We start from the raw sequence: 24,162 nt of genomic DNA, 5'->3' as shown, positions 1-24,162 counted from the left end.
CTATTGATAGGAGAAGACATGGCCATCATCAACAAGGGTATGTCCAGGCGTTCGTTCCTCGGCCTCACCGGCAGCGTCGCTGCTGTCGCAGGGCTTGGTCTCACCGGCTGCGGTGGCAGCTCTAGCGACGAGGGTTCCGCTTCCGGTTCCACCGATTCCGCCAACCGTGGCGGCGGCGTGATCACCGCTGGTTCCGCTTACGCTCCGTCCAGCTTCGATCCCGCCAGCACCGGCTCCGCTGTGGGCCTGGGTGCTAACTGGCACGTCGTCGAGGGCCTCTACGGCATCGATTACCACGACTACAGCACCTTCAACGAGCTCGCCACCGACGATCCTAAGTCCGTGGACGACACCACTTTCGAGGTCACCATCCGCAAGGGCGCCAAGTTCTCCGATGGCACCGAGGTCACCGCTGACGATGTCGTTGCCTCCTACACCGCTTGCGCCGCTTCCGCTACCTATGCTCCGTTCTTCCAGCCCTTCGAGTCCATCGAGGCCAAGGACGCCAGCACCGTGACGGTCAAGACCAAGGTCCCCAACTTCTCCCTGCTCAAGGATCGTCTGGCCATCGTCCGCGTTACCCCGGCCACTCAGACCGAGGAGGATCGCGCCAAGCAGCCGATCGGCTCCGGCCCCTGGATGTACGACTCTATCTCCGATACCGAGATTACCCTGGTTCCCAATCCTGAGTACAACGGTGAGTATGCTGCCGAGGATAAGAAGATCCAGTACAGCATCCTGACCGACCCCACCGCTCGCGTTACCGCTCAGCAGGAGGGCTCCACGCTCGTTATGGAGCTCGTTACCGCTGACGCCGTCGACCAGCTCGAGAGCGCCGGCTGCAAGATCGATAACGTTCAGGGTTTCGGCACCCGCTTCATCATGTTCAACGTCGCCAAGGAGCCTTGGAACAACGTCAAGGTCCGTCAGGCTGTCATGTATGCGCTCGACACTGAGAAGATGGTCAGCAACACCTTCGCCGGCCTTGCCACCGCTGCCAGCTGCTACCTGCCCAAGAGCTTCACCAACTATCATGAGGCTTCCACGGTGTACAAGACCGACGCCAAGAAGGCTAAGAAGCTCATCGAGGAGTCTGGCATCACCCCGGGTGCCATCACCCTGCGCACCACCGACAACGAGCAGATTAAGGGCATGGCCGCCCAGGTCAAGAACGACCTCGACGCTCTCGGCTTCGATGTGACCATCCAGACCGATACCTCGCCGGCCACCTACGCTGCCATCGACGGCGGCGAGGCCTACGATATCCTCCTTGCCCCTGGCGATCCTTCCTGCTTCGGCGCCGACCCTGACCTGCTGCTCAACTGGTGGTACGGCGACAACGTCTGGATGCAGACCCGTTGCCCGTGGAAGGAGTCCGCTGAGTGGCAGAAGCTCCACGGTCTCATGGACGAGGCTCTCGCCGCTGAGGGCGATGAGCAGCAGAAGAAGTGGAACGAGTGCTTCGACATCATTGCCGACAACGCCGTTCTGTACCCCGTTGTCCACGTCAAGACCGTCTCCGCTTCCTGGGACGATCCGTCCACTGCGCCCAACGGCGAGGCCCTCGATGGCTTCAAGGGCATCGGCACGACGAGCATGTCCTTCAGGGGCGTTGCGACCGTCAAGGCGTAAGACTCGCTTGAGTCTGTATGCAGGATGTCGGTCGTTGGGACCGTATCCTCATAGTTGAAACAAAGACCCGGGCGGCAACGATGTCGCTCGGGTCTTGTAATGAGTATCCGTACTCATATACCAGTTGGTCCTACCGACAAAAGAAAGGGGAGAGAACGTGAACAACTTGCTACGTTTGATTGGAAGGCGTCTTGTGGCGCTGCCGATCATGGCATTGGGCGTCACCGTCCTGGTGTTCTTCCTTATGTCGTTCTCCAAGACCGACCCCGCCTACACGGCGTTGGGTGACGGCGCCTCGCCAGAGGCGGTTGCCGAGTACCATGAGAAGTATGGTCTGGACGACCCCTGGCCCGTGCGCTACGTGCGCTATATGGGCGATTTGATCCATGGCGACATGGGCACCTATGGTGCTGCTCGCAACTCCGTTGCCAAGCGCATCTCCACGGCCCTGCCCGTCACGATGCAGCTGACCTTCATCGGTCTTGCCATCGGTGCGGTCGTTTCGTTTTTGCTCGGCGTCATCGCGGCACTGTATCGCGACAAATGGCCGGACCAAGTGATCCGCGTCTTTTCCATTGCCGGCTTGGCAACCCCGTCGTTCTGGCTTGCCGTTCTGTTGATCCTTCTGTTCTCTTCCTACCTTAAGGTGCTCCCGGCATCGGGTGCTCTGCCTCACTTCACCACGAATCCGGTTGGCTATCTGGGACGTATGATCATGCCCGCTATCGCCTTGGCATTTCCGCTGACGGGCCAGATGACTCGTATCGTGCGTACCGCCATGGTCGAGGAGCTCGACAAGGATTATGTCCGTATGGCTCGCGGCGCCGGCGTTCCCGAGAAGGTCGTCGTCGGCATCAACGTTCTTCGCAATGCGCTGATCACCCCGGTCACCACCCTCGGTCTTAAGATCGGTTACCTCATGGGCGGCGCCGTCGTCATCGAGGTTATCTTCAACCTCCCCGGCATGGGCACCGCGATTCTGCAGGGCGTTCAGGGCAACGAGGCGAACCTGGTTCAGGGCGTCGTCATCGTCGTTGCTCTTGCCTTCATCATCATCAACATCGTGGTTGACATGCTCTACCTGCTCATCAACCCGCGCATCAGGACGGTGTAGATTATGGTAAAGATTCGAGAGAAGCAAACCGAGCAGCTCGAGAAGGCTGCCTCCAAGGGGCTCAAGCTCGGTGGCTGGAAGAAGATGACGCTGTCTTCTAAGATTGCCGCCGTCGTGCTGGTGCTGGTCGCCCTGACTGCGATTCTGGCGCCCCTTCTTGCCCCCTATAGCCCGGTCGAGATCTTTACGGCTCGCCAGGCTCCCGGCAACGGATTTATCTTCGGTACCGACGATAAGGGTCGCGACATTCTGTCGCGTATGCTCTACGGTGGTCGTTACTCGCTGATCATCGGCTTTGGCGCCACCGCCATGGCTCTGGTCTGCGGCTCGGTCGTGGGCGCCCTTGCAGCGGTTTCGCGCAAGGCCGTCTCCGAGACGATCATGCGTATCTTGGACATCATCATGTCCATCCCGGGCATCGCCCTCGCGGCCGTCTTCGTCTCCATCCTGGGCAACTCCGTGCCGTCGATCATCTTCGCCATCGGCTTTATGTACACTCCGCAGATTGCCCGTATCGTGCGCGCCAACATCGTGTCCGAGTACGGCGAAGACTATGTCCGCGCGGTCATCGTTTCCGGCGCCAAGGCTCCGTGGATTTTGATCAAGCATGTTCTGCGTAACTGCATCGCCCCGATCATGGTCTTTACCGTTACCCTGGTCGCCGACGCCATCATCTTCGAGGCCTCGCTGACCTTCATCGGCGCTGGTATCCAGGAGCCCACCGCTACCTGGGGCAACATCCTCGCCGACGCCCGCGGCGGCGTGCTCGCTGGCCGTTGGTGGCAGGCGCTGTTCCCGGGCCTGGCCATCATGATCACCTGCCTGGCGCTCAACATCCTCTCCGAGGGCATTACCGACGCCATGGCCGCTGCTCCCTCCGCCGCCCTGGATCCGACCGATTCCTCCAAGCGTCGCGAGGCCGATCTGCTGGTCTCCGACCCCGTTCGCGCCTACAAGGAGCAGGCCCAGTCCCTCTCCGCTCGCCTTGGCGCCCTGCGCGATGTCGAGCTCAAGCGTGACGATCGCCACGTGCCCGACGAGTCCGTTGAGCCGATTCTCTCGGTCCGCGACTTCTGCATTCAGTTTGAGCATCACGGTGATATCAACGTCGTCGACCATGTCAACTTTGACGTTCGTCCTGGTCAGACCATGGGCCTGGTGGGCGAGTCCGGTTGCGGTAAGTCCATCACCACGCTGGCCATCATGGGCCTGACCGACGATGACGAGCATCTTTCCGGCGAGGTTCTCTGGGAGGGCCGTGACCTGCTCAAGATGAGCAAGAAGGAGTGGTTCGGCCTGCGCGGTACCGATATCGCCATGGTCTATCAGGACGCCCTGTCCTCGCTCAACCCCTCTATGCTCATCTCTGCCCAGATGAAGCAGCTCACCAAGCGCGGCGGAACCCGCAGCGCCGAGGAGCTCCTGGAGCTCGTCGGCCTCGATCCCAAGCGCACGCTCGAGAGCTATCCGCACGAGCTTTCCGGCGGCCAGCGTCAGCGTGTCCTGATCGCTATGGCCCTTACCCGCGACCCCAAGCTGGTCATCTGCGACGAGCCCACGACCGCTCTGGACGTTACCGTCCAGAAGCAGGTCATCAAGCTGCTCAACGATCTTCAGGCCAAGCTCGGCTTTGCCATGATCTTCGTTTCGCATGACCTGGCGCTGGTCGCCGAGGTCGCCCACAACATCACGGTTATGTACGCTGGCCAGGTTATCGAGCAGGCGCCCACCAAGGAGCTGCTCACTAACCCGATCCATGAGTACACCCGCGGTCTTCTGGGTTCCGTTCTGTCCATCGAGAGCGGTTCGGGCCGCCTGCACCAGGTGCCCGGCGCCGTTCCGAGCCCGCGCGATTTCCCCAAGGGTGATCGCTTCGCGCCCCGCTCGAGCCATCCGCGTATTGGCCTGGACACCCGTCCGGTCTTCAAGCGCGTGCCCGGCACCGAGCACTTCTATTCCGAGCTCCCCGACGAGGTGCTCAAGGCAAATGGTTTGACCCCTCACGCGGAGGTGATGTAGATGAGCGAGACCGCAGTCAACGGCGTCGAGCCGATCATCTTCCTTGATGACGTCCACGTCACCTTTAGGACCCGTACCGGCTCGATTCTGCACCCCAACCTGGTTCACGCCGTCCAGGGTGTAACGATTAAGCTCATGCCCGGTCAGACGATCGGTATCGTCGGCGAGTCCGGTTGTGGTAAGTCCACCACCGCCAACGTCATGTGCGGCCTGCAGGCCCCCACGAGCGGCAAGGTCTACTTTAAGGGCAAGGACGTTACCAAACGTACCGCCGAGGACCGTCGCCACATGGGTCGAGTCATCTCGGTCGTGTTCCAAAACCCGGCCACGGCGCTCAACCCGCGCATGGTCGTTCGCGAGCAACTGCTCGATCCCATGCGCGTCCACAGTCTGGGCACCGAGGCAGAGCAGGAGAAGCGCGTCAAGGAGCTCCTGGAGCTCACCGGTCTGCCCAGCTCTGCCGCCGAGGTTCTTCCCGGCCAGCTTTCGGGTGGTCAGCGCCAGCGCGTGGCAATTGCCCGTGCCCTGTCGCTGAACCCCGACGCCATCATCGCCGACGAGCCCACCTCAGCTCTGGACGTTTCGGTCCGCGCGCAGATCCTGAACCTGCTGACCGACCTTAAGAAGGAGCTCGGCCTGGCCATGGTGTTCATTAGCCATGACATCCAGACGGTCCGCTATATCTCTGACGACATCATCGTCATGAATGGCGGCAAGATCGTCGAGCAGGGCGAGGCCAAGCAGGTCTTCCAGCATCCCCAGGACCCCTACACCAAGATGCTGCTCGGCGCTGCGCCGTCGCTGCTGCATCCCAAGCTCGGCGAGTAGCCTCGCTTTCCCTCCCGTGCGCCCGGTTCCCTTGCCGGGCGCACCTCCGTTGCGATTTCGAAAGGTTGGGTTCACGAGCCATGCCAAGTGCTCAGGAGCTACAACATCAATTTGGTGAATATCGAGGTGCCATGCCCCGTCCATCAGATTTCGATCTCTTTTGGAAGGATCGCATGGCCGAGGCCGACGCCGTTGGGCTTGACTATGCGATCGAGACGGCATCGGTCACCGATGCCGTGACCTGCCAGCTTTTCGACCTCTGGTATACCGGCATGTGTGGCGCTCGCCTGCATGCCAAGTACCTTAAACCCGTCTCGGACGAGCCCGTGCCATTGGTGCTTCAGTTCCATGGGTATCCGGGTGCAAGCCGCAGCTGGTTTGAGCAGGCGTCGTTTGCGGGCATGGGCATGGCACTCATCGCCCTCGATTGCCCCGGCCAAGGAGGTCCCTCCGAGGACATTGGCGGATTTGAGGGCACAACGGTCGCGGGCCATATCGTCGCCGGTATCGACGGCGACCCGGCCAACCTCTACTATGTCCGCTTGCACCAAGATATTCGCATTCTGTGCCGTATTGTTCGCGAGCTTGAGGGCATCGATCTTTCCCGTGTGTTTGTGAACGGCGCGTCGCAGGGTGGCGGTTTGGGCATTGCGACCTGTGCGCTTAACAGCGAGCTTATCAATCGTGCCGCCATCCTCTATCCCTTCCTGTCGGATTTCCGCCTAGTCTGGGATTTGGATGCCGACGACATTGCCTACGAGGGCCTGCGCTATTGGTCTCGCTGGTTTGACGAGGACTCGACTCGTATTGACGAAGCCTATGCCAAGCTGGCGTACTTCGATTCCAAGAACTTTGCCCCTATGGTCAAATGCCCTGTGCTGTTTGGCACCGGCACAGCCGATATCGTCTGTCCGCCAGCGACGCAGTTTGCGGTCTATAACAACCTGACCTGTGAAAAGCGTCATGAGTTCTTTGAAGGCTTTGGCCACGAGGAGATTCAGGATTTTGACGATCTGATCATTCCGTTTTTCTGCAAGGGAGGGGAGGCTCATGTCTAAGTGCGAGAGCAATGTCAATGAGCTGATTGTCCCCGGGCTCATGGGAATTCCTGGAACGGTTTCGTCAAGGCTCGCAGAATATCGGGACTGGCGCGGTGATGTCCAAGCAGATGTTTCTGATTTAGAGACATGCGCTTCGAATCTTGAGATTCAAGGCCTGACCATTACGGCGATTGACTTTGTTAACCCCTGCGCCCGTTACTCGGAGGTCTCCTTTGAGCTCGGTGACGATGCGATTCACGCTCGTTTGATCGAGCCTGTCGGTCGTGCCCGAGTATCTGAGTGCGTGCCGTTGTGCCTGATGTTCCACGACATCGATCGGCCTGTGCGTGGCTGGCATCACATGACGAGATTTGCCGCCATGGGGTATGCCGTCCTCGCGCTGGATGACGATGTTGCTGGTGCGGACGACCTGCAGCGGGGGATTTCTTCGCCCGCTTTTGTCGAGCGCGTCCGTTGGGGTTGCGCGCTGGCGAAGGTGGCGCGCAATCTTGATGGCATGGACCCCGACCGCATCTTTGCATGGGGCGAGGGCCTTGGTGGCGGTGTCGCTTTGGCGGTCTCCGCCTTGGATAAGTGTGGCCTTGCCTGCACGGCGGTTGCCAATCCAATTCCCGGTGGCCTTGAGGCGCTGTCGTCTCGGGTGCGCGGATCGGTTCTCATGGGCACATCGCTTATGGATGCCGCGAGCGACCCCAAGGATCAGTTTGCCGTATTCAACGGTCTTGAGTGTGACCGGAGGCATATCATCTATGCAAAATACGCTCACGAGCGCATCAATGCGTTCGAAAACGAAGTCGTCGACTTCTTTAACCAAACGTTCTACCCGTGTTCTTTGGCCTAGACGGCCTGGACACTGCCAACAAGAGTGGGCGGCATAGGGCTGCCCGCCAGACAACTAAGGAGATTCTTGTGGCAACTCAGAAATTCACCGGCGTTATCCCTCCCGTCGTTGTTCCCGATACCGAAGACCACCAGCTCGATGTTGCCTCCTTTGAGCGCAGCATCAACCGCATGATCGATGCCGGCGTCGATGGCTTGTTCTTCCTGGGCTCCTCGGGCGAGGTCGTCTTCTCCACCGACGAGCGTCGCCGTCAGATCATCGCCGAGGCCGTCCGTATCGTCGACCACCGCGTTCCCGTTCTGGTCGGCATCATCGACACCGAGACCGAGCGCATGATCGAGCACGGTAAGGTCGCTCAGGAGCTGGGCGCCGATGCGCTTGTCGCCACCTGCCCGTTCTATGCCCTGCAGGGCATGACCGAGGTCGAGGAGCACTTCCGCATCCTGCATGAGGAACTCGACCTGCCCATCTTCGCCTACGACATCCCCGTGTGTGTCCACACCAAGCTCCCTTGGAAGCTCCTTGCCAAGCTCGGTGCCGAGGGCGTTCTGGCCGGCGTCAAGGATTCCTCGGGTGATGACATCTCGTTCCGCTACCTCGTTCAGGAGAACGAGAAGAACGGCCATCCGATGAGCATTCTCACCGGTCACGAGGTTGTTGTCGACGGCGCCTACCTCGGTGGCGCCGACGGTTCCGTCCCGGGTCTCGCCAACGTTGAGCCCGAGGGCTACGTGCGTCAGTGGAAGGCCGCTCAGGCTGGTGACTGGGCTACCGTCAAGGCCGAGCAGGATCGCCTCAATGAGATTTCGCACATCTGGGATGTCACCTCGGGCGTCCAGGGCTATGCCGGTGGCGTCGGCGCCTTCAAGACCGCTATGAACCTCATGGGCATCTTCGACAGCCCGACCATGCCGCGCCCGGTGAAGGCCATGACCGGCGAGAACGTCGAGGCTATTAAGAAGGTCCTCCAGGACAACGGTCTCCTGTAAAGCTTCCCCAGGCACCCGATCTTGGGGCTCAAGTGGTCGGTCGTGACCCATTAGGTCAACGCCCGACCACTTTCACCCCAACCTCGGGCACCTGGGAAACCTTTACCAAGCTGCGGCGATAACGCAGCCTTCATTTCCTGTAGTTGTTTTTTATCTCCTAAGGAGAGCGACATGGAGAACAAGTACGTCTGCTCTGTCGATATCGGCGGAACTAAGATCGCGACTGCCATCATGGAGTACCCGGCTGACGGCAGCGTGCCTCATCCCGTTTTTGAGGCCGAGGTTCCCACCGAGGCCCAAGAGGGCGGCGAGGCCGTCTTCCAGCGTATCGAGGCGTCCATCAAGGCTGCTCTCGAGGCGAATCCCGATGTCGAGGTCCTTGGCGTCGGTATCGGTGCTGCCGGCGTCGTCGATCCCAAGACGGGCGCCATCGCGTATGCCAACGAGATCATGCCCGGCTGGTCCGGCGTCCAGTTGGGGCCGCGTCTGCGCGAGGACCTCGGTCTTCCCGTTGCCGTTGTAGGCGACGTGCAGGCTCATGCTCTGGGCGAGGCCCACTGGGGCGTCGGCAAGGGCAAGTTCTCCGTCTTGTGTCTTGGCATCGGTACGGGCATCGGCGGCGCATATGTCGAGAACGGCCGCGTGATGCAAGGCTTCCATGGTGCTGCTGGCCATATGGGCCACATCGAGTGCTCGGCTGCCGCCGGCATTCCCTGCGCCTGCGGGCGTTCTGGCCATCTGGAGTCGGTTGCTTCAGGCACTTCCATTGGTCGAATGTACGATGAGCGTTTTGGCCGCGTCGACCCCAGCCGTCCTTCGGTCGGTCGCGATGTGAACGACCTGTGCCGCGCGGGCGACGCAAAGGCGACCGAGGTCATCCATGACGCCGGCTTTGCGCTGGGTGCCAGCTTGGGCTCGCTCGCTAACATCCTGGACCCTGAGGTCATCGTGCTTTCGGGTGGCGTGATTCACCAAGGTCCCGATTGGCGTTCACAGACGTGGAAGGATTCGGTACACGAGGGCTATGCCAGCCAGGCGCTCGATCCGCTTCAGGACACGCCGATCCTTATCGGTTCTCTGGAGGGCGATGCTCCGCTCATCGGTGCCGCTGAGCATCTTCTTGCCTCGTTGAAGTAAACATAACTACCAAGTGCGCCTTCTGAGGTGCCGCAGATTGACGTGAAAGAGGAGCGAAGCGTACTTCGGTACGCGAGCGACGGTTTGAACGTCAAGGTGCGGTGTCTCAGAAGGCTGTTTTGAGAAAGGTTGAGTCGAACATGACCGTTGATCCTTTGATCCAGTCCCTGAAGGGCAAGCTCGTCGTGAGCGTTCAGGCGTATATGGGCGAGCCGCTTCGTACGCCTGAGACCATGGCTCAAATGTCTCGCGCTTGCGAGCTCGGCGGCGCCGCCGCCATTCGCTGCCAGGGCCTTGCCGACATTGCCGCCATTAAGGGTCGCTGTGAGGTTCCTGTTATCGGCCTGTGGAAGGATGGGCACGAGGGCGTTTACATCACGCCGACGCTGCGCCACGCTCGCGCCTGCGTTGCTGCGGGTGCCGATATCGTGGCGATCGACGCCACCGATCGTCCGCGCCCCGATGGCAAAACGGTCGAGGATACTTTCCGTCCGCTGCACGAGGAAGGTGTGCTCCTGATGGCGGATTGTGCCACCATCGAGGATATTCGCCGTGCTGTTGATATGGGCTTTGACCTGGTATCCACCACGCTTTCTCACGGCGTCGCCGCCATCGACTGCACCATGGCCGATGGCCCCGATCTGCCGCTCCTGCGTCAGGCGACCGAGGAATTCCCCGGCCTTCCCATCATTTGCGAGGGTCGCGTGCATACGCCCGAGGAGGCTCGCGCCGCGATCGATGCTGGCGCCTGGGCCGTTGTCGTCGGCACCGCCATCACGCACCCCACGAGTATTACGAGTTGGTTCAAGGCTGCGCTTGAGGCGTAAGACAGGCCTCGTATCCGCTCGGGGCGGTATACTCAATATAGGCAATTGACCGCGCGGGATCCGGGTTGCTGGGTCCCGCGCTTGTTTTCGGGAGGCAGCACATGCAAAAGGGAGATGCCATGGATGCGGCGGAGCGCTCGGAGCGCATCCCCGATATCGTCATCATCACCGGAATGTCCGGATCGGGCCGCACGCAGGCCATGCACGTGTTCGAGGACATGGGCTATTTTTGCATCGATAACCTGCCTCCACGTCTCATCGCCCAGCTTGCCGAGCTCGTCGGCATCAATACGGGCGTGGGCAGGCATCTCGCCGTCACCTGCGATTTGCGTAGCCAGGGACTGTTTGACGAGTTGCTCGATGCGGTCGCCGCGCTCGAAGAGCGCGAGATGAGCTGCGACATCGTGTTCCTGGAGGCTTCTGACGAGGTGCTGATTCGTCGCTACAGCGAAAATCGCCGCCGTCATCCCATTGCCAAGCCGGGGGAGACTACGGCCGATGCCATTCAGCGCGAGCGCCTTCAGCTTCAGGGCGTGCGCGACCGAGCCGATATGATTATCGACACGAGCCGTCTGCGCACCTCTGCGCTGCGCAACAAGCTACGTATGGCATTTTCCGAGTTGTCCGACCAGCAGCTCATGGACGTCCACGTGTTCTCGTTTGGCTTTAAGCACGGCATGCCCGTCGAGGCGGACATTATGATCGACGTCCGCTTCCTGCCCAATCCGTTCTACGATCCCGAGATGCGCACGATGACCGGTCTCGATAAAAAGGTCTCCGATTTTGTTCTGGACCATCCCAAGACGCAGGAGTTTTGGAAGGCTTGGACACAGCTGCTCGATACGGTGATGCCGGGCTATATCGCGGAGGGTAAGCCGCAGCTTTCTATCGCCATCGGCTGCACGGGCGGCCAGCACCGCAGCGTTGCCATTGCCGAGGCCACGGCCCGTTACCTGGAAGGCGCTCAGTACCACGTGAGTATCTCTCACCGCGACCTGTCGCGCGCCAACACGAAGGCATAGGCCTGCATGTCGTTTACCGCTGAGGTGCGCGACGAGCTTGCGCGCTGCGAACCCGAATGTGAATACTGCGACTTGTCGACGCTTGCCGCCCTCACGCGCGTGAGCGGTACGCTCTCGCTTACCGGCTCTGGGCGGTATCGTTTGACGGTTGCGACTGAGACGGGAGCCGTCGCGCGCACGATGATCACGCTGACGCATCGTATCCTTAAGCTCAAAACGGAGTTCACCGTCCGTAAATCTGTATTGCATAAGGTTCGAAACTACCTCATCACCTTGCCTGATCAGCCAGACCTGGATAAGGCCTTGGTTCTGCTGGGTATCCTCGACCGTAGGGGAGGACTTGTCGCCGGCGTACCCCGACATATCGTTGCCCGTCCTTGCTGTAGACTTGCCTATATCCGCGGCGCGCTCATCGCGGGCGGCTTCGTGGCCGATCCACGCGGCGATTTTCATCTGGAGATCGCTGTGCAGGGCGAGCAATATGCCAAGGGACTTTGCGATCTGTTGGAGCAGATTGGGGTCCATGCTCGTGTTAATGCACGGCGGGGGTCATATGCCGTGTACATTAAGAGCGCCGAGGAAATCGAGCATCTATTAAAGCTGATTGGTGCCAAGCGCAGCGTTGCCGAGATTGAGGAGGCGCGCGCGGTCAAGTTGGTTAAGAACGATGTGAACCGTCGCGTGAATGCCGAGCTCGCCAACCAGACCAGAAGCGCCGGTGCTGCCCAACATCAGCTTGCGCTTATCGATGAGCTCGAGCAGCGTGGCCTTCGCGATGCGCTTCCGGATGCCTTGGCGGTCTTTTGCGACCTGCGCGAGCGCTATCCTGATCTGTCGCTGCGTGATTTGGGGGAGATGGCTGACCCTCCCTTGTCGAAGTCAGCCCTCTACCATCGTGTTTTACGGCTTGAAAAGCTCATTGAAGCAAACAGGTAGTTTGAAGTAACGACTTATATATGGATTTAGCTGCTATTTTAGTCTTTAAAACGTTTTAACGTAAATTTGATTTTCAATTTCGAGCATTCTCGTGAAATTCAAGTCAAAAAAAAGGTATATTAGGCGAGTGGTTAGTTTGTGGGCCTCAACGGCGGGCGCTGTAGCTCGCGGGGGCCTTACGAAAGGAGACACAATGGCAGTAAAGGTTGCTATTAACGGCTTCGGTCGCATCGGTCGTCTGGCTTTCCGTCAGATGTTCGGTCATGAGGGCTCCGAGATCGTCGCTATCAACGACCTCACCTCTCCCGATATGCTCGCTTACCTGCTGAAGTACGACTCCACGCAGGGCAACTACGCTCGCGATCACGAGGTCGTTGCTGGCGAGGATTCCATCACCGTTGACGGCAAGGAGATCAAGATCTACAAGGAGGCCGACGCCAACAACCTGCCTTGGGGCGACCTTGACGTCGACGTCGTTCTCGAGTGCACCGGCTTCTACACCAGCAAGGCTAAGGCTCAGGCCCACATCAACGCTGGCGCCAAGAAGGTCGTCATCTCCGCTCCGGCCGGCAGCGATCTGCCCACCATCGTGTACAACGTCAACCATGAGACGCTGACCGCTGAGGACAACATCATCTCCGCTGCTTCCTGCACCACCAACTGCCTCGCCCCGATGGCCAAGGGTCTGAACGACTTCGCTCCCATCGTGTCCGGCATCATGACCACCATCCACGCCTTCACCGGCGACCAGATGCCGCTCGACGGCCCGCAGCGCAAGGGCAACTTCCGTCGCTCCCGCGCCTGCTCCGAGAACATCGTCCCGAACACCACGGGCGCTGCCAAGGCCATCGGCCTGGTTCTCCCCGAGCTCAACGGCAAGCTCATCGGTGCCGCCCAGCGCGTCCCGACGCCGACCGGCTCGCTGACCAACCTCTACGCCGTCGTTGACAAGAAGGTCACCGTCGAGGAGGTCAACGCTGCCATGAAGGCCTACGCCGAGACCATCCCCGAGACCTACGCCTACAACGAGGACCAGATCGTCTCCCGCGACATCGTCGGCGAGACCCACGGCTCCATCTTCGACGCCACTCAGACCATGTGCTCTGACCTCGGCAACGGCCAGACCCTCGTTCAGGTCACCTCTTGGTACGACAACGAGAACTCCTACACCTCTCAGATGGTCCGCACCATCAAGTACTTCGAGAAGTTCGTTGCTTAATTTAGCTTTTAGCGAATAGCTCGTTGAGCGTCTAAAGAAGGGCGCGGCCTTATAGGGCTTACACCCTAGGGTCGCGCCCTTTTTATAAGAAATCGTCTGCCGTAATGGGAGGCAGACACGTACGAAAGGTAGAAGCAAACATGGCCTTTACCAAGAAGACCGTCCGCGACATCGATGTCGACGGAAAGCGCGTTCTCGTCCGCGTTGACTTTAACGTGCCTATCAAGGATGGCGTCGTTGGCGACACCACCCGTATCAAGGCTGCCCTGCCCACCATCAACTACCTCGTTGAGCACAACGCTCGCGTCATCCTCATGAGCCACCTCGGCCGTCCCGAGGGCACCGGCTTCCAGCCCGAGCTGTCCCTCGAGCCCGTCGCCAAGAAGCTCGCTGAGCTCTCTGGTCTCGACGTTGCCTTTGTCGCTGACACCTACGGCGAGAAGGCTGCTGAGGCTGTCGCCGCCGTCGAGCCGGGTAAGGTCCTCGTTCTCGAGAACGTCCGTTTTGACAAGCGTGAGAAGAAGAACGATCCCGAGATCGCCAAGAAGCTCGCTTCCTATGGTGACGTCTTCGTTCTCGATGCCTTCGGCACCGCTCACCGCGCCCAGGGTTCCGTCGTGGGCCCCGCCGCTTACCTGCCTGCCGTCGCCGGCTTCCTGCTCGAGAAGGAGGTCGACACGCTGACCGGCATCTTCGCCGAGCCCGAGCGCCCCTTCGTCGCCATCGTCGGCGGTTCCAAGGTTTCCTCCAAGATCGGCGTTCTCGATCACCTTATCGACTCCGCTGACACTCTGATCATCGGTGGCGGCATGGCCTACACCTTCTTCCTGGCTCAGGGCCTGTCCGTTGGTCAGTCCCTCAAGGAAGAGGACTGGGTCGAGCGCGCCGGCGAGATGCTCAAGAAGGCCGAGGAGAAGGGTGTCAAGATCCTGCTCCCCATCGACAACCGTGTTGCCGATCACTTTGGCGAGGACGCTGTCCCCGAGGTTGTTGCTTCCGACGCTATCCCCGACGATCGTGAGGGTATGGACATCGGTCCCAAGACCGAGGAGCTCTATGCCGAGGCTGTCAAGGGCGCCAAGACCGTGTTCTGGAACGGCCCCATGGGCGTCTTCGAGTTTGACAACTTTGCTCACGGCACCCAGGCTATCGCCGAGGCTCTCGCCGAGGCTGACTGCACCTCGATCATCGGCGGTGGTGACTCTGTCGCAGCTGTCAACAAGTTCAACCTGGCCGACAAGATGAGCTGGATCTCCACCGGTGGTGGCGCTTCCATGGAGCTCGTCGAGGGTAAGGCCCTGCCCGGAGTGGAGGCGCTTCTCGATGCCTAATCGCACCCTTCTTATCGCTGGTAACTGGAAGATGAACAACGACGTCGCCGAGGCCGCCAAGCTCGCCGACGAGCTGGCTCAGGCTCTGCCCGAGGTTCCGGCTGGCGTCGAGGTGCTCGTCTGCCCTCCGACCATCGACATCACCACGGTTCATGACCGCATTCAAGCTGCCCCCATCGCCCTCGGTGCACAGAACGTGTACTGGGAGGCCAAGGGTGCCTTCACCGGTGAGTCTTCTTGCGACATGCTCAAGTCCGCTGGCTGCACCTACTGCATTATCGGTCACTCCGAGCGTCGCGACTACTTCCACGAGACCGACGAGGACCAGAACAAGAAGGCTAAGGCTCTCGTTGCCGCCGGTCTTGTTCCCGTCTTCTGCTGCGGCGAGTCCCTTGAGGTCCGCGAGGCTGGCACCTATGTCGAGCACGTCGTGAACCAGGTCAAGGCTGGCCTTGCTGGCCTTGAGATCACCTGCCCCAAGCAGGTCGTCGTCGCCTACGAGCCCATCTGGGCCATCGGCACCGGCAAGACCGCTACCGCCGAGGACGCTCAGGAGGTCTGCGGCGCTATCCGTGAGACCCTCAAGGAGATGTTCGGCGAGGAGCTCGCCAACGGCATCCGCGTTCTCTACGGCGGTTCCGCCAAGCCCGGCAACATTGCCGAGCTCGTCGCCAAGCCCGACGTTGACGGCGCCCTCGTGGGCGGCGCTTCGCTCAAGGCTGCCGACTTCGCCTCTATGGTCGTCAAGGCAGGCGAGTAGGACATATGGCACAACGTCATCTTCCTGCACTCCTGATTATCATGGATGGCTGCGGCCTTGCTCCGGCCGATGGCGAGAATGCCGTCGCCGCTGCCAAGACGCCCTTCCTTGATGGCCTGTACGAGAAGTACCCCCACACCACGCTCGGTGCTTCGGGCGAGGACGTGGGCCTTCCCGACGGCCAGATGGGCAACTCCGAGGTGGGTCACCTCAACATCGGTGCCGGCCGCATCGTGTTCCAGGAGCTTTCGCGCATCAACAATGCCATCAAGGACGGCTCCATCGCCAAGAACGAGGTTTTCGTCAAGGCTATGGACGATGTCAAGGCTGACGGCAAGACTCTCCACCTCATGGGCCTTATGAGCCCTGGCGGTGTTCATTCCCATATGAACCACGTTGAGGCTCTGGTCAAGATGGCTGCCCAGCATGGCGTCAAGACCGTTCGTGTCCACGCCTTCATGGATGGCCGCGACGTCGACCCGCAGTCCGGTGCTGGCTACATGAGCGAGTTCTGCGCCTTCCTGGCCAAGATTTCCGAGGAGACCGGTTGCGACGCTCGCGTTGCCACCGTCTCGGGTCGTTATTGGGCGATGGACCGCGACAACCGTTGGGAGCGCATCCAGCGCGCCTACGACGTCATGGTCAACGCGTCCGATGCTGATACCGACCCCGTTGCCGGTATCAAGGCCTACTACGAGAAGGACCCGCGCGGCGACGAGTTCGTCGAGCCCTTCGCTGCCCACAACGAGGGCATTCACGAGGGCGACGCGGCCATCTTCTTCAACTTCCGTCCCGACCGCGCTCGTCAGATGACCCGCGTGTTCACGGACAAGGAGTTCGACGGCTTTGAGCGCGAGCAAATCAAGCTTTCGCACTTTGTGACGATGACCGAGTACGATCCGACGTTTGACGTCGAGGTCGCCTTCCCCAAGACGTTCCCCGAGAACGTCCTGGCCGACGTTATCGCCGCCAATGGCCTGAAGCAGCTGCACACTGCCGAGACCGAGAAGTACGCCCACGTGACGTTCTTCCTCAACGGTGGCATCGAGGAGCCCAAGGAGGGCGAGGAGCGCGTGCTCGTCGCTTCCCCCAAGGTTGCTACCTACGATCTGCAGCCCGAGATGAGCGCTCCCGAGGTTACCGAGAAGCTCGTCGCCGCCATCAACGAGGATCGCGCTGATTTCTACATCGTGAACTTCGCGAACTGCGACATGGTTGGTCACACCGGTGTCTTCGACGCTGCCGTTAAGGCTGTCGAGGCTGTTGACGATGCCCTGTCCAAGGTTGTCCCGGCGATTCTCGCCAAGGGCGGCTTTGCACTGATTACCGCCGACCACGGCAACGCCGATCACATGTTTGACGTTGCTTCCGACGGTTCCAAGCATCCGTTTACGGCTCACACCACCAACCGCGTGCCGTTCATCATCGTTGATGAGAAGGCACAGCTCACCGGTATCGAGGACGGCCGCCTTTCCGATATCGCTCCGACCATGCTCACCATGGCTGGTATTGAGCCTTCCGCCGAGATGACGGGCCGCGTGCTCGCCACCGAGGCCTAATAGAAAACAAATACCGTTTTCTAGTAAGGGGGTTGTCCACAACCGGACAACCCCCTTTTTGGTATTTCTGCCATTTCCACCCCGTCCTTGAGTGGCAGGTAGGGGAGAGCGGGGGATTGTGGTACAGTACTGGAGTTTGAACTGTTCTATTAAGGAGCTTATCTATGGGTCCGTTCCAGATTCTTCTGTTTGTCGTTTGGGCTGTCTCTGCCGTGGCGTTGACGATTCTCGTCCTGATGCATTCCGGTAAGGGCACCGGCGTTTCGGATATGATCGCTAGCTCGCTGTATAACTCCAGCTCTGCCACGGGCGTCATGGAGCAGAACCTCGATCGCCTGACGGTAATTATGGCCGTCGTTTTTGCCGTGTGTGTCGTCCTGTGCATGTTCTTCTTCCCGCAGGGCATCGTCGGCTACTAAGCATCGGCGTATATACGTTTGCAATGGGTCTCGCAGGTGCGGGACCCTTTTTGTTTACATATTTGTAACAGAGTCAAAATATCCCCACATACTTCGCCCAACTAAAGAAATTCTTGACCGTTGACCGGAATTAGCCCCAAATTGTGCATAAAATGCGCTACTGTATTGCGAAACGTTGGTCCGTTGTGCATAACCAGCCATAGCAACGGGCGGCGTTTTAATGGTTCGGATCGGATTGTCTCGACATGTGTCCGACTGAACATTTCTTTGTCCTATCTCATAAGGAGGATGGCATGGCTGATTCTATGTTCCACCAGCCCGTTATGGGTCGTCGCGCCTTCGTTGGCGGTACCCTTGCTGCGAGCTCCATGGCTTTTCTTGCCGCATGCGGCAAGAAGGGCGGCGACGCTTCCGGTTCTGAGTCCGGTTCGACGCTGAACTTCTACATCAACAACCCGGTCTGCATCGACCCCTACAACGTCCAGGAGGACCAGGGCACTCAGGTCGAGTATCAGCTCTTTGACGCTCTGACCTCTTACGACGCCGAGAAGGGCGAGATCGTTCCGCTGGCTTGCGAGTCCTTTGAGTCCAACGACGACGCCACCGAGTTTACCTTCAAGATCAAGAAGGCCAAGTTCCACAACGGTGACGACGTTACCTCCAAGTCCTTCAAGCTCGGTTGGGAGCGTCTAGTCAACACCAAGTCGGCCATCGCTACCGAGTACGGCCCTTCCGAGGTCTCCTATCACCTTTCCATGGTCGAGGGCTATGACGACCTGCTTGCCGGTAACGCTACCGAGCTCAGCGGTGTTACGTGCCCCGACGATGAGACCCTCGTCGTCAAGCTGTCTTCCGCTTACGCTGACTTCCCCTTCGTCGCCTCTCATCCGGCTCTGGCCCCGGTTCCCGAGTGCGCCGAGTCCGATGTCAAGAGCTTCTATCTTGCCCCGGTCGGTAACGGCCCGTTCATGATGGACGGCAAGTGGGAGGATGGTCAGGAGATCAACGTCAAGAAGTTCGACGATTACTATGGCGACAAGGCCAAGATCGATGGCATCCACTTCCAGGTCATCAAGGACATGGAGACCGCTTACAAGGAGTTCCAGGCCGGTAACCTCGATGTCTGCGACGTTCCCGTCGCTCAGATCGATGCCGCCAAGAAGGATCGCGGCGTGTCCAAGGACGGCTACACCATGGGTGACGGCGAGCGCATGCTGCTCGGCGCTGAGCCTTCCACGTACTATCTGACCTGCAACACCACGGCCGAGCCGTTCAACAACGCCGACCTGCGCAGGGGCATCTCCCTGGCCATTAACCGTGAGGCCATCTGCAAGACCATCTTCAAGGGTACCCGTACCCCTGCCGACGGCATTGTTCCTCCGGGCATCGATGGCTACAAGGAGGGCGCATGGGAGTTCTGCGCCTACGATGTCGACAAGGCTAACGAGTACCTCGACAAGGTTGCTCCCGCTGGCGCTAACGGGGATCGTGGCATTAGCGTGACCCTGTCCTACAACCAGGACGGCGGTCACAAGGAGATCATGGAGTCCATCATCGGCGACCTCGCCAAGGTTGGCGTTACCGCTGTCTCCGATACCCCTGAGTGGTCTGCCCTGCTCGAGCAGTATCAGAACTTTAACTATCAGTTCGGTCGTCTGGGTTGGATTGCCGACTACCCGATCATGGACAACTTCCTGTATCCGCTGTTCCACTCCGACTCCCTCGGTGGCGACAACCGCTCCGGTTACAACAACCCCGAGTTCGACGCCAAGGTCGACGAGGCTCGTACTATTGTTGACGACGAGGAGCGCGTCACTAAGATGCAGGAGGCCGACGCAATGGTCGCTGCCGACTGCCCGGTCATCCCGATTATGTTCTACACGCACACCATCGCCGGCTCCGATCGCATCAAGCACCTCTATGTCGATCCGCAGAAGCACGCCGATCTGGGTACCGCTGAGCTCGCCTAAGAGTTTGCAGCTTCCGTGAGGGTCAAGTATTTACGTAGACCTCATGGGAAACATACAGTTCTCCCTAACCTGGGGTAAACTGGCTGATGGTAATTTTGGGATGCCGGTCTGGCGATCGGCATCCCATTTAGGTTAATCCCTAGATAGGGGAGTGGTATGGGTAAGTACATCGTTAAACGTGTGCTTCAGTTCATCCCGGTGTTTTTGGGCGTTACGCTGATTCTGTTCGCCCTCCAGAATATCGTGCCGGGAGATCCGATCAAGCTGATCGGTGGAGACAAGGCTCTGTCCCCCGAGGTGGAGCTTCAGCTTCGCGTCCGCTATCACCTGGTCCAGACGGACGAGGACGGCAACGCGATCCTTGACGAGAACGGCGACCCCGTTCAAACGTCGCTCGTGGACCGTTACTTGTATTACATGAACGGCCTGCTTCATGGCGATCTGGGCAATTCGTATCAGCGCAAGCTGCCGGTTACGGATATCTTTGCCCAGAAGTATCCGTATACGGTCAAACTTGCCGCGTGCGCCATCGTGCTCGAGGCAATTATGGGTATCGGTGCGGGTATCATTTCGGCGGTAAAGCGTTATTCCTTCTGGGATATTTTGGTAACGCTCACCACGTCGATCCTCGTTGCGGTCCCGGCCTTCTGGCTCGGTATGTTGCTGCAGCTGTTCTTTGGCGTCATCCTCAAGGACGCCACGGGCGGTGCAATCTCCATGCCGATTTCGGGTGCCGGCGGTTCCAGCTCTCAGTATCAGGATTGGATGCACTATGTGCTTCCGACCATTACGCTGGCTTCGGTTTCGACCGCTTATGCTGCGCGCATCATGCGCTCGCAGCTGCTTGACGTCATGAATCAGGATTACATCCGTACGGCAAAGGCCAAGGGTCTCTCCAATCGTGCGATCATCGTCAAGCATGCGCTTAAGAATGCACTCATCCCCGTCGTTACCTATATTGGTGTCGACTTTGGCGGCATGCTTTCGGGCGCCATCCTGACCGAGACGGTCTTCAACTGGCCCGGTATCGGCTATGAGGTCTATCGCGCCATTAGCATGCGTGACTGGCCCATCGTTATGGGCGGCGTTACGCTCATCGTTGTCGTCGTCATGGTGATCAACCTGCTCGTCGACATTAGCTATGCATTCCTCGACCCGCGCATCCGCCTTGGCGGTCCGTCGGATAAGGCCTAAGGGAGGTACGTCTCATGCAGGAAACTGATTCTCAGTCTCAGGAGCAGGCTACCGCCACCAAGGCCGCATCTGCTCCCGCCAAGTCCCGCACGCTGTGGGGCGACGCTTTTAAGCGTCTTCGCAAGAACAAGCTCGCCGTTATCGGTGTCTGCTGGATCATCATCGTCGTTGTGGTTGCCCTGACCGCAGATCTATGGGCTAAGCCCTGGCTCGGTTCCCCGACGGCTTCCGACTCGACTACAATGGCCGAGACGTCACTGCTGGCTCCGTGTGCCGAGCACCCGTTTGGCACCGACGCCCTTGGTCGTGACATTCTCGTCCGCGTTATCTACGGTGCGCGCGTTTCGCTGTCCGTCGGCATTATGGCCACCGCGATCTCCACGTTGATCGGTCTGGTCATGGGTGCTCTGGCCGGTTTCTACGGCGGCATCTGGGATACGATCATCATGCGCTGTGCGGACATCTTCCTGGCGTTCCCGTACGTGCTGTTCGTTGTCGCCATGATCGCCGTTATCGGCCGTGGTCTTCAGAACGTCTTTATCGCCATCGGCATTCTTGGCTGGCCTTCGATTGCGCGCGTCTTCCGCTCTGCGATCTTGACGGTCAAGGAAAACGACTATGTTGACGCTGCGCGCGCGATGGGTGCATCTGACGCTCGCATCGTCGTACGTCACATCTTCCCGAACTCTGTCGCCTCCATCGTGGTCTATGCGACCATGAACATTGGTGGTGCCATTCTGACCGAGTCCGCTCTGTCCTTCCTCGGCATGGGCGTTATTCCGCCTACGCCTTCGTGGGGCTCCATGATTCAGGACGGTCAGCAGTATCTTCTGACTGCTCCGTGGATGATGATCATGCCCGGTCTGGCAATTCTCTCGACGGTGCTCGCCTTCACCCTGTTGGGTGATGGTCTGCGCGACGCCCTCGACGTCAAGATGAAGGACGCATAAGGATGAAGAAGAACAAGAACTATGTGGACCTGAAGGACCAGCCGGTTCCCGAGGGCCAGCATCTGCTCGAGGTCGATGACCTTAAGATGTATTTCCACACCGAGGATGGCGTCGTTCGCGCTGTCGACGGTGTCTCCTACACGCTCGATCGCGGCGAGACCCTGGGCGTCGTCGGTGAGTCCGGCTCCGGTAAGTCCGTGACCGCCATGACCATCATGGGCCTTATCTCGATGCCTCCGGGAAAGATCGAGGGCGGCGACGTTCGCTATCGCGGTCGCTCAATCCTCGAAATGACCGAGGAAGAGATGCAGCACATTCGCGGTAACGACATCGCGATGATCTTCCAGGATCCTATGACCTCCTTGAACCCGGTCTATAAGATTGGCAAGCAGGTGGGCGAGGGTCTTCGTCTGCACCGTGGCTACTCCAAGCAGGAGGCGCTCAAGCGCGCTACCGAGCTTTTGGACCTCGTGGGTATCCCCGAGCCCGAGAAGCGCGTCAATGAGTATCCGCACCAGTTCTCCGGCGGTATGCGTCAGCGTGTCATGATCGCTATGGCTCTTGCCTGCGATCCCGATATCCTGATTGCCGACGAGCCCACGACTGCCCTGGACGTTACCATTCAGGCTCAGATTATCGAGCTCATGCAGGAGATGCAGGAGAAGAACGGCAACGCCATCATCATGATTACCCATGACCTGGGTGTCGTTGCCGATATGGCCGATAAGATCATGGTTATGTACGCCGGCCGTCCCGTCGAGTTCGGTACTGCTGAGGAAATCTTCTACGAGAGCCGCCACCCCTACACCTGGGGCCTTATCCGCTCCATCCCGGAGCAGGCCATCGAAGAGAAGAAGCCGCTTACGCCGATTCACGGCAACCCGCCTTCGCTCATGAACCTGCCCGAGGGCTGCGTGTTCTCGCCTCGTTGTCCCTATGCGACCGATAAGTGCCGCAAGCAGCGCCCCGAGCGCGTTGTCACCGAGTCTGGTCATTACTCTGCGTGCCACTACTCCGGTGACCCCGAGTTCCTCAAGAACGCTCCTGAGACGTCCCGTACCCGCAAGGATTCCAAGAAGGGAGGCGAGGCGTAATGGCAGATACCAACGAGCGTACTCCGCTGCTTAAGGTCGAGCACCTCTCTAAGGAGTTCCCCGCTGAGTCCGGCATGTTCGCCAAGCGCTTCTCCAAGCGTGTCGTCTCTGCTGTGAATGACATTTCGTTCGAGATTTATCCGGGCGAGACCTTTGGCCTGGTCGGCGAGTCTGGTTGCGGTAAGTCCACCACTGGCCGCACCATCATGCGCCTGACCAAGCCGACGGCAGGCAAAGTGTTCTTCCAGGGCAAAGACGTTGCCGAGATGAGCAAGCACGAGATCAAGGATATGCGTCGCGAGATGCAGTTCATCTTCCAGGACCCCTATGCTTCGCTCAACCCTCGTATGACCATCGGCGAGATTGTCTCTGAGCCCATGACCATTCATGGCGTGGGTACCAAGGAAGAGCGTATCGAGCGCGTCCGCGAGTTGCTGGACGTCGTCGGTCTGAACCCCGAGCACATCAACCGCTATCCGCACGAGTTCTCGGGCGGCCAGCGCCAGCGTGTCGGCATCGCCCGCGCATTCGCTCTGAAGCCCAAGCTGATTATCTGCGACGAGCCGGTTTCCGCTCTGGATGTGTCCATTCAGGCCCAGGTTCTGAACCTGCTCAAGGAATTGCAGGACAAGTTCGGTACCGCGTATCTGTTTATCGCTCACGACCTGTCCGTCGTGCAGCACATTTCCGATCGCGTTGCCGTTATGTATCTGGGTAAGATGGTTGAGGTTTCGGACTGGAAGACGCTCTATAGCGAGCCTCACCATCCGTACACGCAGTCGCTGCTGTCTGCCGTGCCGGTTCCCGATCCGGATATCCAGAAGACCCGTAAGCGCATCATCCTCGCCGGCGATCCGCCGTCACCGCTGGATCCGCCGACCGGCTGCCGTTTCCACACTCGCTGCCCGATCGCGCAGGGCATCTGCTCCGAGAAGCTTCCCGAGTTTAAGGAAGTCGCACCGGGTCACTGCTGCGCGTGCCACTTCGCGGAGCCGTTCCCGATCAAGGAATCGCACATCGACCTGTAGTCGGTTGTTATCGTCCGGGCCCGCCCTGAAGTTACTTTTCAGAACGTCCTCGGACATGCAAGAAACCCCCGCTGCGCACTTCGTGCGGCGGGGGTTTCTTGCGTCCTGACGCTCCTATTTGGCAAGGTGTTTTTTAGAATCCATTTTGCGCTCGGCCTCGAAGGCCTGCCTGTCCCAATCGAGCGGGAGCCCCGCCTCGACCCATGCCTCGTAGGCCCTCCTTATGGGCTTG

The 24,162-nt window shown here is 59.6% G+C and carries 21 protein-coding genes; all 21 read left to right on the top strand.

From position 1 onward, the window contains the following. Window positions 1-18: 18 nt before the first annotated feature. On the top strand, window positions 19-1,632 hold the full coding sequence (locus RX395_RS07135) for an ABC transporter substrate-binding protein (protein ID WP_035138897.1): 1,614 nt from the start codon (window positions 19-21) through the stop codon (window positions 1,630-1,632). A 157-nt stretch (window positions 1,633-1,789) separates the two neighbouring features. Beyond that, window positions 1,790-2,746, top strand: a complete 957-nt coding sequence (locus RX395_RS07130) for an ABC transporter permease (protein WP_035138896.1) — start codon at window positions 1,790-1,792, stop codon at window positions 2,744-2,746. 3 nt (window positions 2,747-2,749) lie between these two features. Further along, window positions 2,750-4,765, top strand: a complete 2,016-nt coding sequence (locus RX395_RS07125; protein WP_035138893.1) for a dipeptide/oligopeptide/nickel ABC transporter permease/ATP-binding protein — start codon at window positions 2,750-2,752, stop codon at window positions 4,763-4,765. Then, the gene (locus RX395_RS07120; protein WP_316366510.1) at window positions 4,766-5,593 is read left to right on the top strand and encodes an ABC transporter ATP-binding protein; all 828 of its coding nucleotides are present in this window, start codon (window positions 4,766-4,768) and stop codon (window positions 5,591-5,593) included. It abuts the gene before it with no gap. Between the two features lie 80 nt (window positions 5,594-5,673). After that, window positions 5,674-6,651: an acetylxylan esterase gene (locus RX395_RS07115; RefSeq protein WP_316366508.1), complete on the top strand. Its 978-nt coding sequence runs from the start codon at window positions 5,674-5,676 to the stop codon at window positions 6,649-6,651. Beyond that, a complete protein-coding gene (locus RX395_RS07110) occupies window positions 6,644-7,495 on the top strand; it encodes an acetylxylan esterase (protein WP_316366506.1) in 852 nt (283 codons plus the stop codon). The genes RX395_RS07115 and RX395_RS07110 overlap by 8 nt, the downstream gene beginning before the upstream one ends. 68 nt (window positions 7,496-7,563) lie before the next feature. Continuing rightward, entirely contained in the window at window positions 7,564-8,484 is a 921-nt protein-coding gene (locus tag RX395_RS07105) for a dihydrodipicolinate synthase family protein (RefSeq protein WP_035138887.1), read from the top strand. Window positions 8,485-8,655: 171 nt separating this feature from the next. After that, window positions 8,656-9,621: an ROK family protein gene (locus RX395_RS07100; RefSeq protein ID WP_022094876.1), complete on the top strand. Its 966-nt coding sequence runs from the start codon at window positions 8,656-8,658 to the stop codon at window positions 9,619-9,621. Between the two features lie 140 nt (window positions 9,622-9,761). After that, window positions 9,762-10,448, top strand: coding sequence for an N-acetylmannosamine-6-phosphate 2-epimerase (locus tag RX395_RS07095; protein WP_022094877.1), 687 nt, complete (start codon window positions 9,762-9,764; stop codon window positions 10,446-10,448). Between the two features lie 101 nt (window positions 10,449-10,549). Continuing rightward, window positions 10,550-11,470, top strand: a complete 921-nt coding sequence (gene rapZ / locus RX395_RS07090; RefSeq protein WP_022094878.1) for an RNase adapter RapZ — start codon at window positions 10,550-10,552, stop codon at window positions 11,468-11,470. Between the two features lie 6 nt (window positions 11,471-11,476). Further along, window positions 11,477-12,406 carry a DNA-binding protein WhiA gene (gene whiA / locus RX395_RS07085; protein ID WP_117800625.1) on the top strand — a complete coding sequence of 310 codons (930 nt, stop codon included), beginning with the start codon at window positions 11,477-11,479 and terminating at the stop codon, window positions 12,404-12,406. Between the two features lie 193 nt (window positions 12,407-12,599). Continuing rightward, window positions 12,600-13,625: a type I glyceraldehyde-3-phosphate dehydrogenase gene (gap, locus tag RX395_RS07080; RefSeq protein WP_316366502.1), complete on the top strand. Its 1,026-nt coding sequence runs from the start codon at window positions 12,600-12,602 to the stop codon at window positions 13,623-13,625. Window positions 13,626-13,765: 140 nt separating this feature from the next. Further along, window positions 13,766-14,956 carry a phosphoglycerate kinase gene (locus tag RX395_RS07075; RefSeq protein WP_035138885.1) on the top strand — a complete coding sequence of 397 codons (1,191 nt, stop codon included), beginning with the start codon at window positions 13,766-13,768 and terminating at the stop codon, window positions 14,954-14,956. Further along, window positions 14,949-15,716: a triose-phosphate isomerase gene (gene tpiA, locus RX395_RS07070; protein WP_022094882.1), complete on the top strand. Its 768-nt coding sequence runs from the start codon at window positions 14,949-14,951 to the stop codon at window positions 15,714-15,716. Before RX395_RS07075 ends, tpiA begins: the two co-directional genes overlap by 8 nt. A gap of 5 nt (window positions 15,717-15,721) precedes the next feature. Further along, complete coding sequence (gene gpmI / locus RX395_RS07065; RefSeq protein ID WP_316366499.1) at window positions 15,722-17,275, top strand: 2,3-bisphosphoglycerate-independent phosphoglycerate mutase; 1,554 nt, start codon at window positions 15,722-15,724, stop codon at window positions 17,273-17,275. 164 nt (window positions 17,276-17,439) lie between these two features. After that, complete coding sequence (secG, locus tag RX395_RS07060) at window positions 17,440-17,694, top strand: preprotein translocase subunit SecG (protein ID WP_006236144.1); 255 nt, start codon at window positions 17,440-17,442, stop codon at window positions 17,692-17,694. 293 nt (window positions 17,695-17,987) lie between these two features. Continuing rightward, window positions 17,988-19,664, top strand: a complete 1,677-nt coding sequence (locus tag RX395_RS07055; protein WP_316366497.1) for a peptide ABC transporter substrate-binding protein — start codon at window positions 17,988-17,990, stop codon at window positions 19,662-19,664. Window positions 19,665-19,820: 156 nt separating this feature from the next. Beyond that, a complete protein-coding gene (locus RX395_RS07050) occupies window positions 19,821-20,858 on the top strand; it encodes an ABC transporter permease (RefSeq protein WP_161144843.1) in 1,038 nt (345 codons plus the stop codon). A gap of 14 nt (window positions 20,859-20,872) precedes the next feature. Further along, window positions 20,873-21,808 (top strand): ABC transporter permease, encoded by a 936-nt coding sequence (locus tag RX395_RS07045; protein ID WP_035138881.1) that lies wholly within the window; start codon window positions 20,873-20,875, stop codon window positions 21,806-21,808. Between the two features lie 2 nt (window positions 21,809-21,810). Next, a complete protein-coding gene (locus RX395_RS07040) occupies window positions 21,811-22,902 on the top strand; it encodes an ABC transporter ATP-binding protein (protein WP_022094887.1) in 1,092 nt (363 codons plus the stop codon). Continuing rightward, on the top strand, window positions 22,902-23,930 hold the full coding sequence (locus tag RX395_RS07035; RefSeq protein ID WP_022094888.1) for an ABC transporter ATP-binding protein: 1,029 nt from the start codon (window positions 22,902-22,904) through the stop codon (window positions 23,928-23,930). The genes RX395_RS07040 and RX395_RS07035 overlap by 1 nt, the downstream gene beginning before the upstream one ends. Window positions 23,931-24,162: the final 232 nt, after the last annotated feature.

It is taken from the genome of Collinsella aerofaciens, from assembly GCF_032584215.1.
In the GTDB taxonomy this organism is placed as follows: Bacteria; Actinomycetota; Coriobacteriia; order Coriobacteriales; family Coriobacteriaceae; genus Collinsella.
This window is presented reverse-complemented; position numbering and strand designations above follow the sequence as displayed.

What these genes read in the sequence shown, in the direction of transcription:
- secG (WP_006236144.1), top strand. Translation starts at nt 17,440, where the DNA reads ATGGGTCCGTTCCAGATTCTTCTGTTTGTCGTTTGGGCTGTCTCTGCC.
- RX395_RS07055 (WP_316366497.1), top strand. Translation starts at nt 17,988, where the DNA reads ATGGCTGATTCTATGTTCCACCAGCCCGTTATGGGTCGTCGCGCCTTC.
- gpmI (WP_316366499.1), top strand. Translation starts at nt 15,722, where the DNA reads ATGGCACAACGTCATCTTCCTGCACTCCTGATTATCATGGATGGCTGC.
- gap (WP_316366502.1), top strand. Translation starts at nt 12,600, where the DNA reads ATGGCAGTAAAGGTTGCTATTAACGGCTTCGGTCGCATCGGTCGTCTG.
- RX395_RS07100 (WP_022094876.1), top strand. Translation starts at nt 8,656, where the DNA reads ATGGAGAACAAGTACGTCTGCTCTGTCGATATCGGCGGAACTAAGATC.
- RX395_RS07040 (WP_022094887.1), top strand. Translation starts at nt 21,811, where the DNA reads ATGAAGAAGAACAAGAACTATGTGGACCTGAAGGACCAGCCGGTTCCC.
- rapZ (WP_022094878.1), top strand. Translation starts at nt 10,550, where the DNA reads ATGCAAAAGGGAGATGCCATGGATGCGGCGGAGCGCTCGGAGCGCATC.
- RX395_RS07120 (WP_316366510.1), top strand. Translation starts at nt 4,766, where the DNA reads ATGAGCGAGACCGCAGTCAACGGCGTCGAGCCGATCATCTTCCTTGAT.
- tpiA (WP_022094882.1), top strand. Translation starts at nt 14,949, where the DNA reads ATGCCTAATCGCACCCTTCTTATCGCTGGTAACTGGAAGATGAACAAC.
- whiA (WP_117800625.1), top strand. Translation starts at nt 11,477, where the DNA reads ATGTCGTTTACCGCTGAGGTGCGCGACGAGCTTGCGCGCTGCGAACCC.
- RX395_RS07075 (WP_035138885.1), top strand. Translation starts at nt 13,766, where the DNA reads ATGGCCTTTACCAAGAAGACCGTCCGCGACATCGATGTCGACGGAAAG.
- RX395_RS07050 (WP_161144843.1), top strand. Translation starts at nt 19,821, where the DNA reads ATGGGTAAGTACATCGTTAAACGTGTGCTTCAGTTCATCCCGGTGTTT.
- RX395_RS07125 (WP_035138893.1), top strand. Translation starts at nt 2,750, where the DNA reads ATGGTAAAGATTCGAGAGAAGCAAACCGAGCAGCTCGAGAAGGCTGCC.
- RX395_RS07035 (WP_022094888.1), top strand. Translation starts at nt 22,902, where the DNA reads ATGGCAGATACCAACGAGCGTACTCCGCTGCTTAAGGTCGAGCACCTC.
- RX395_RS07115 (WP_316366508.1), top strand. Translation starts at nt 5,674, where the DNA reads ATGCCAAGTGCTCAGGAGCTACAACATCAATTTGGTGAATATCGAGGT.
- RX395_RS07045 (WP_035138881.1), top strand. Translation starts at nt 20,873, where the DNA reads ATGCAGGAAACTGATTCTCAGTCTCAGGAGCAGGCTACCGCCACCAAG.
- RX395_RS07095 (WP_022094877.1), top strand. Translation starts at nt 9,762, where the DNA reads ATGACCGTTGATCCTTTGATCCAGTCCCTGAAGGGCAAGCTCGTCGTG.
- RX395_RS07110 (WP_316366506.1), top strand. Translation starts at nt 6,644, where the DNA reads ATGTCTAAGTGCGAGAGCAATGTCAATGAGCTGATTGTCCCCGGGCTC.
- RX395_RS07135 (WP_035138897.1), top strand. Translation starts at nt 19, where the DNA reads ATGGCCATCATCAACAAGGGTATGTCCAGGCGTTCGTTCCTCGGCCTC.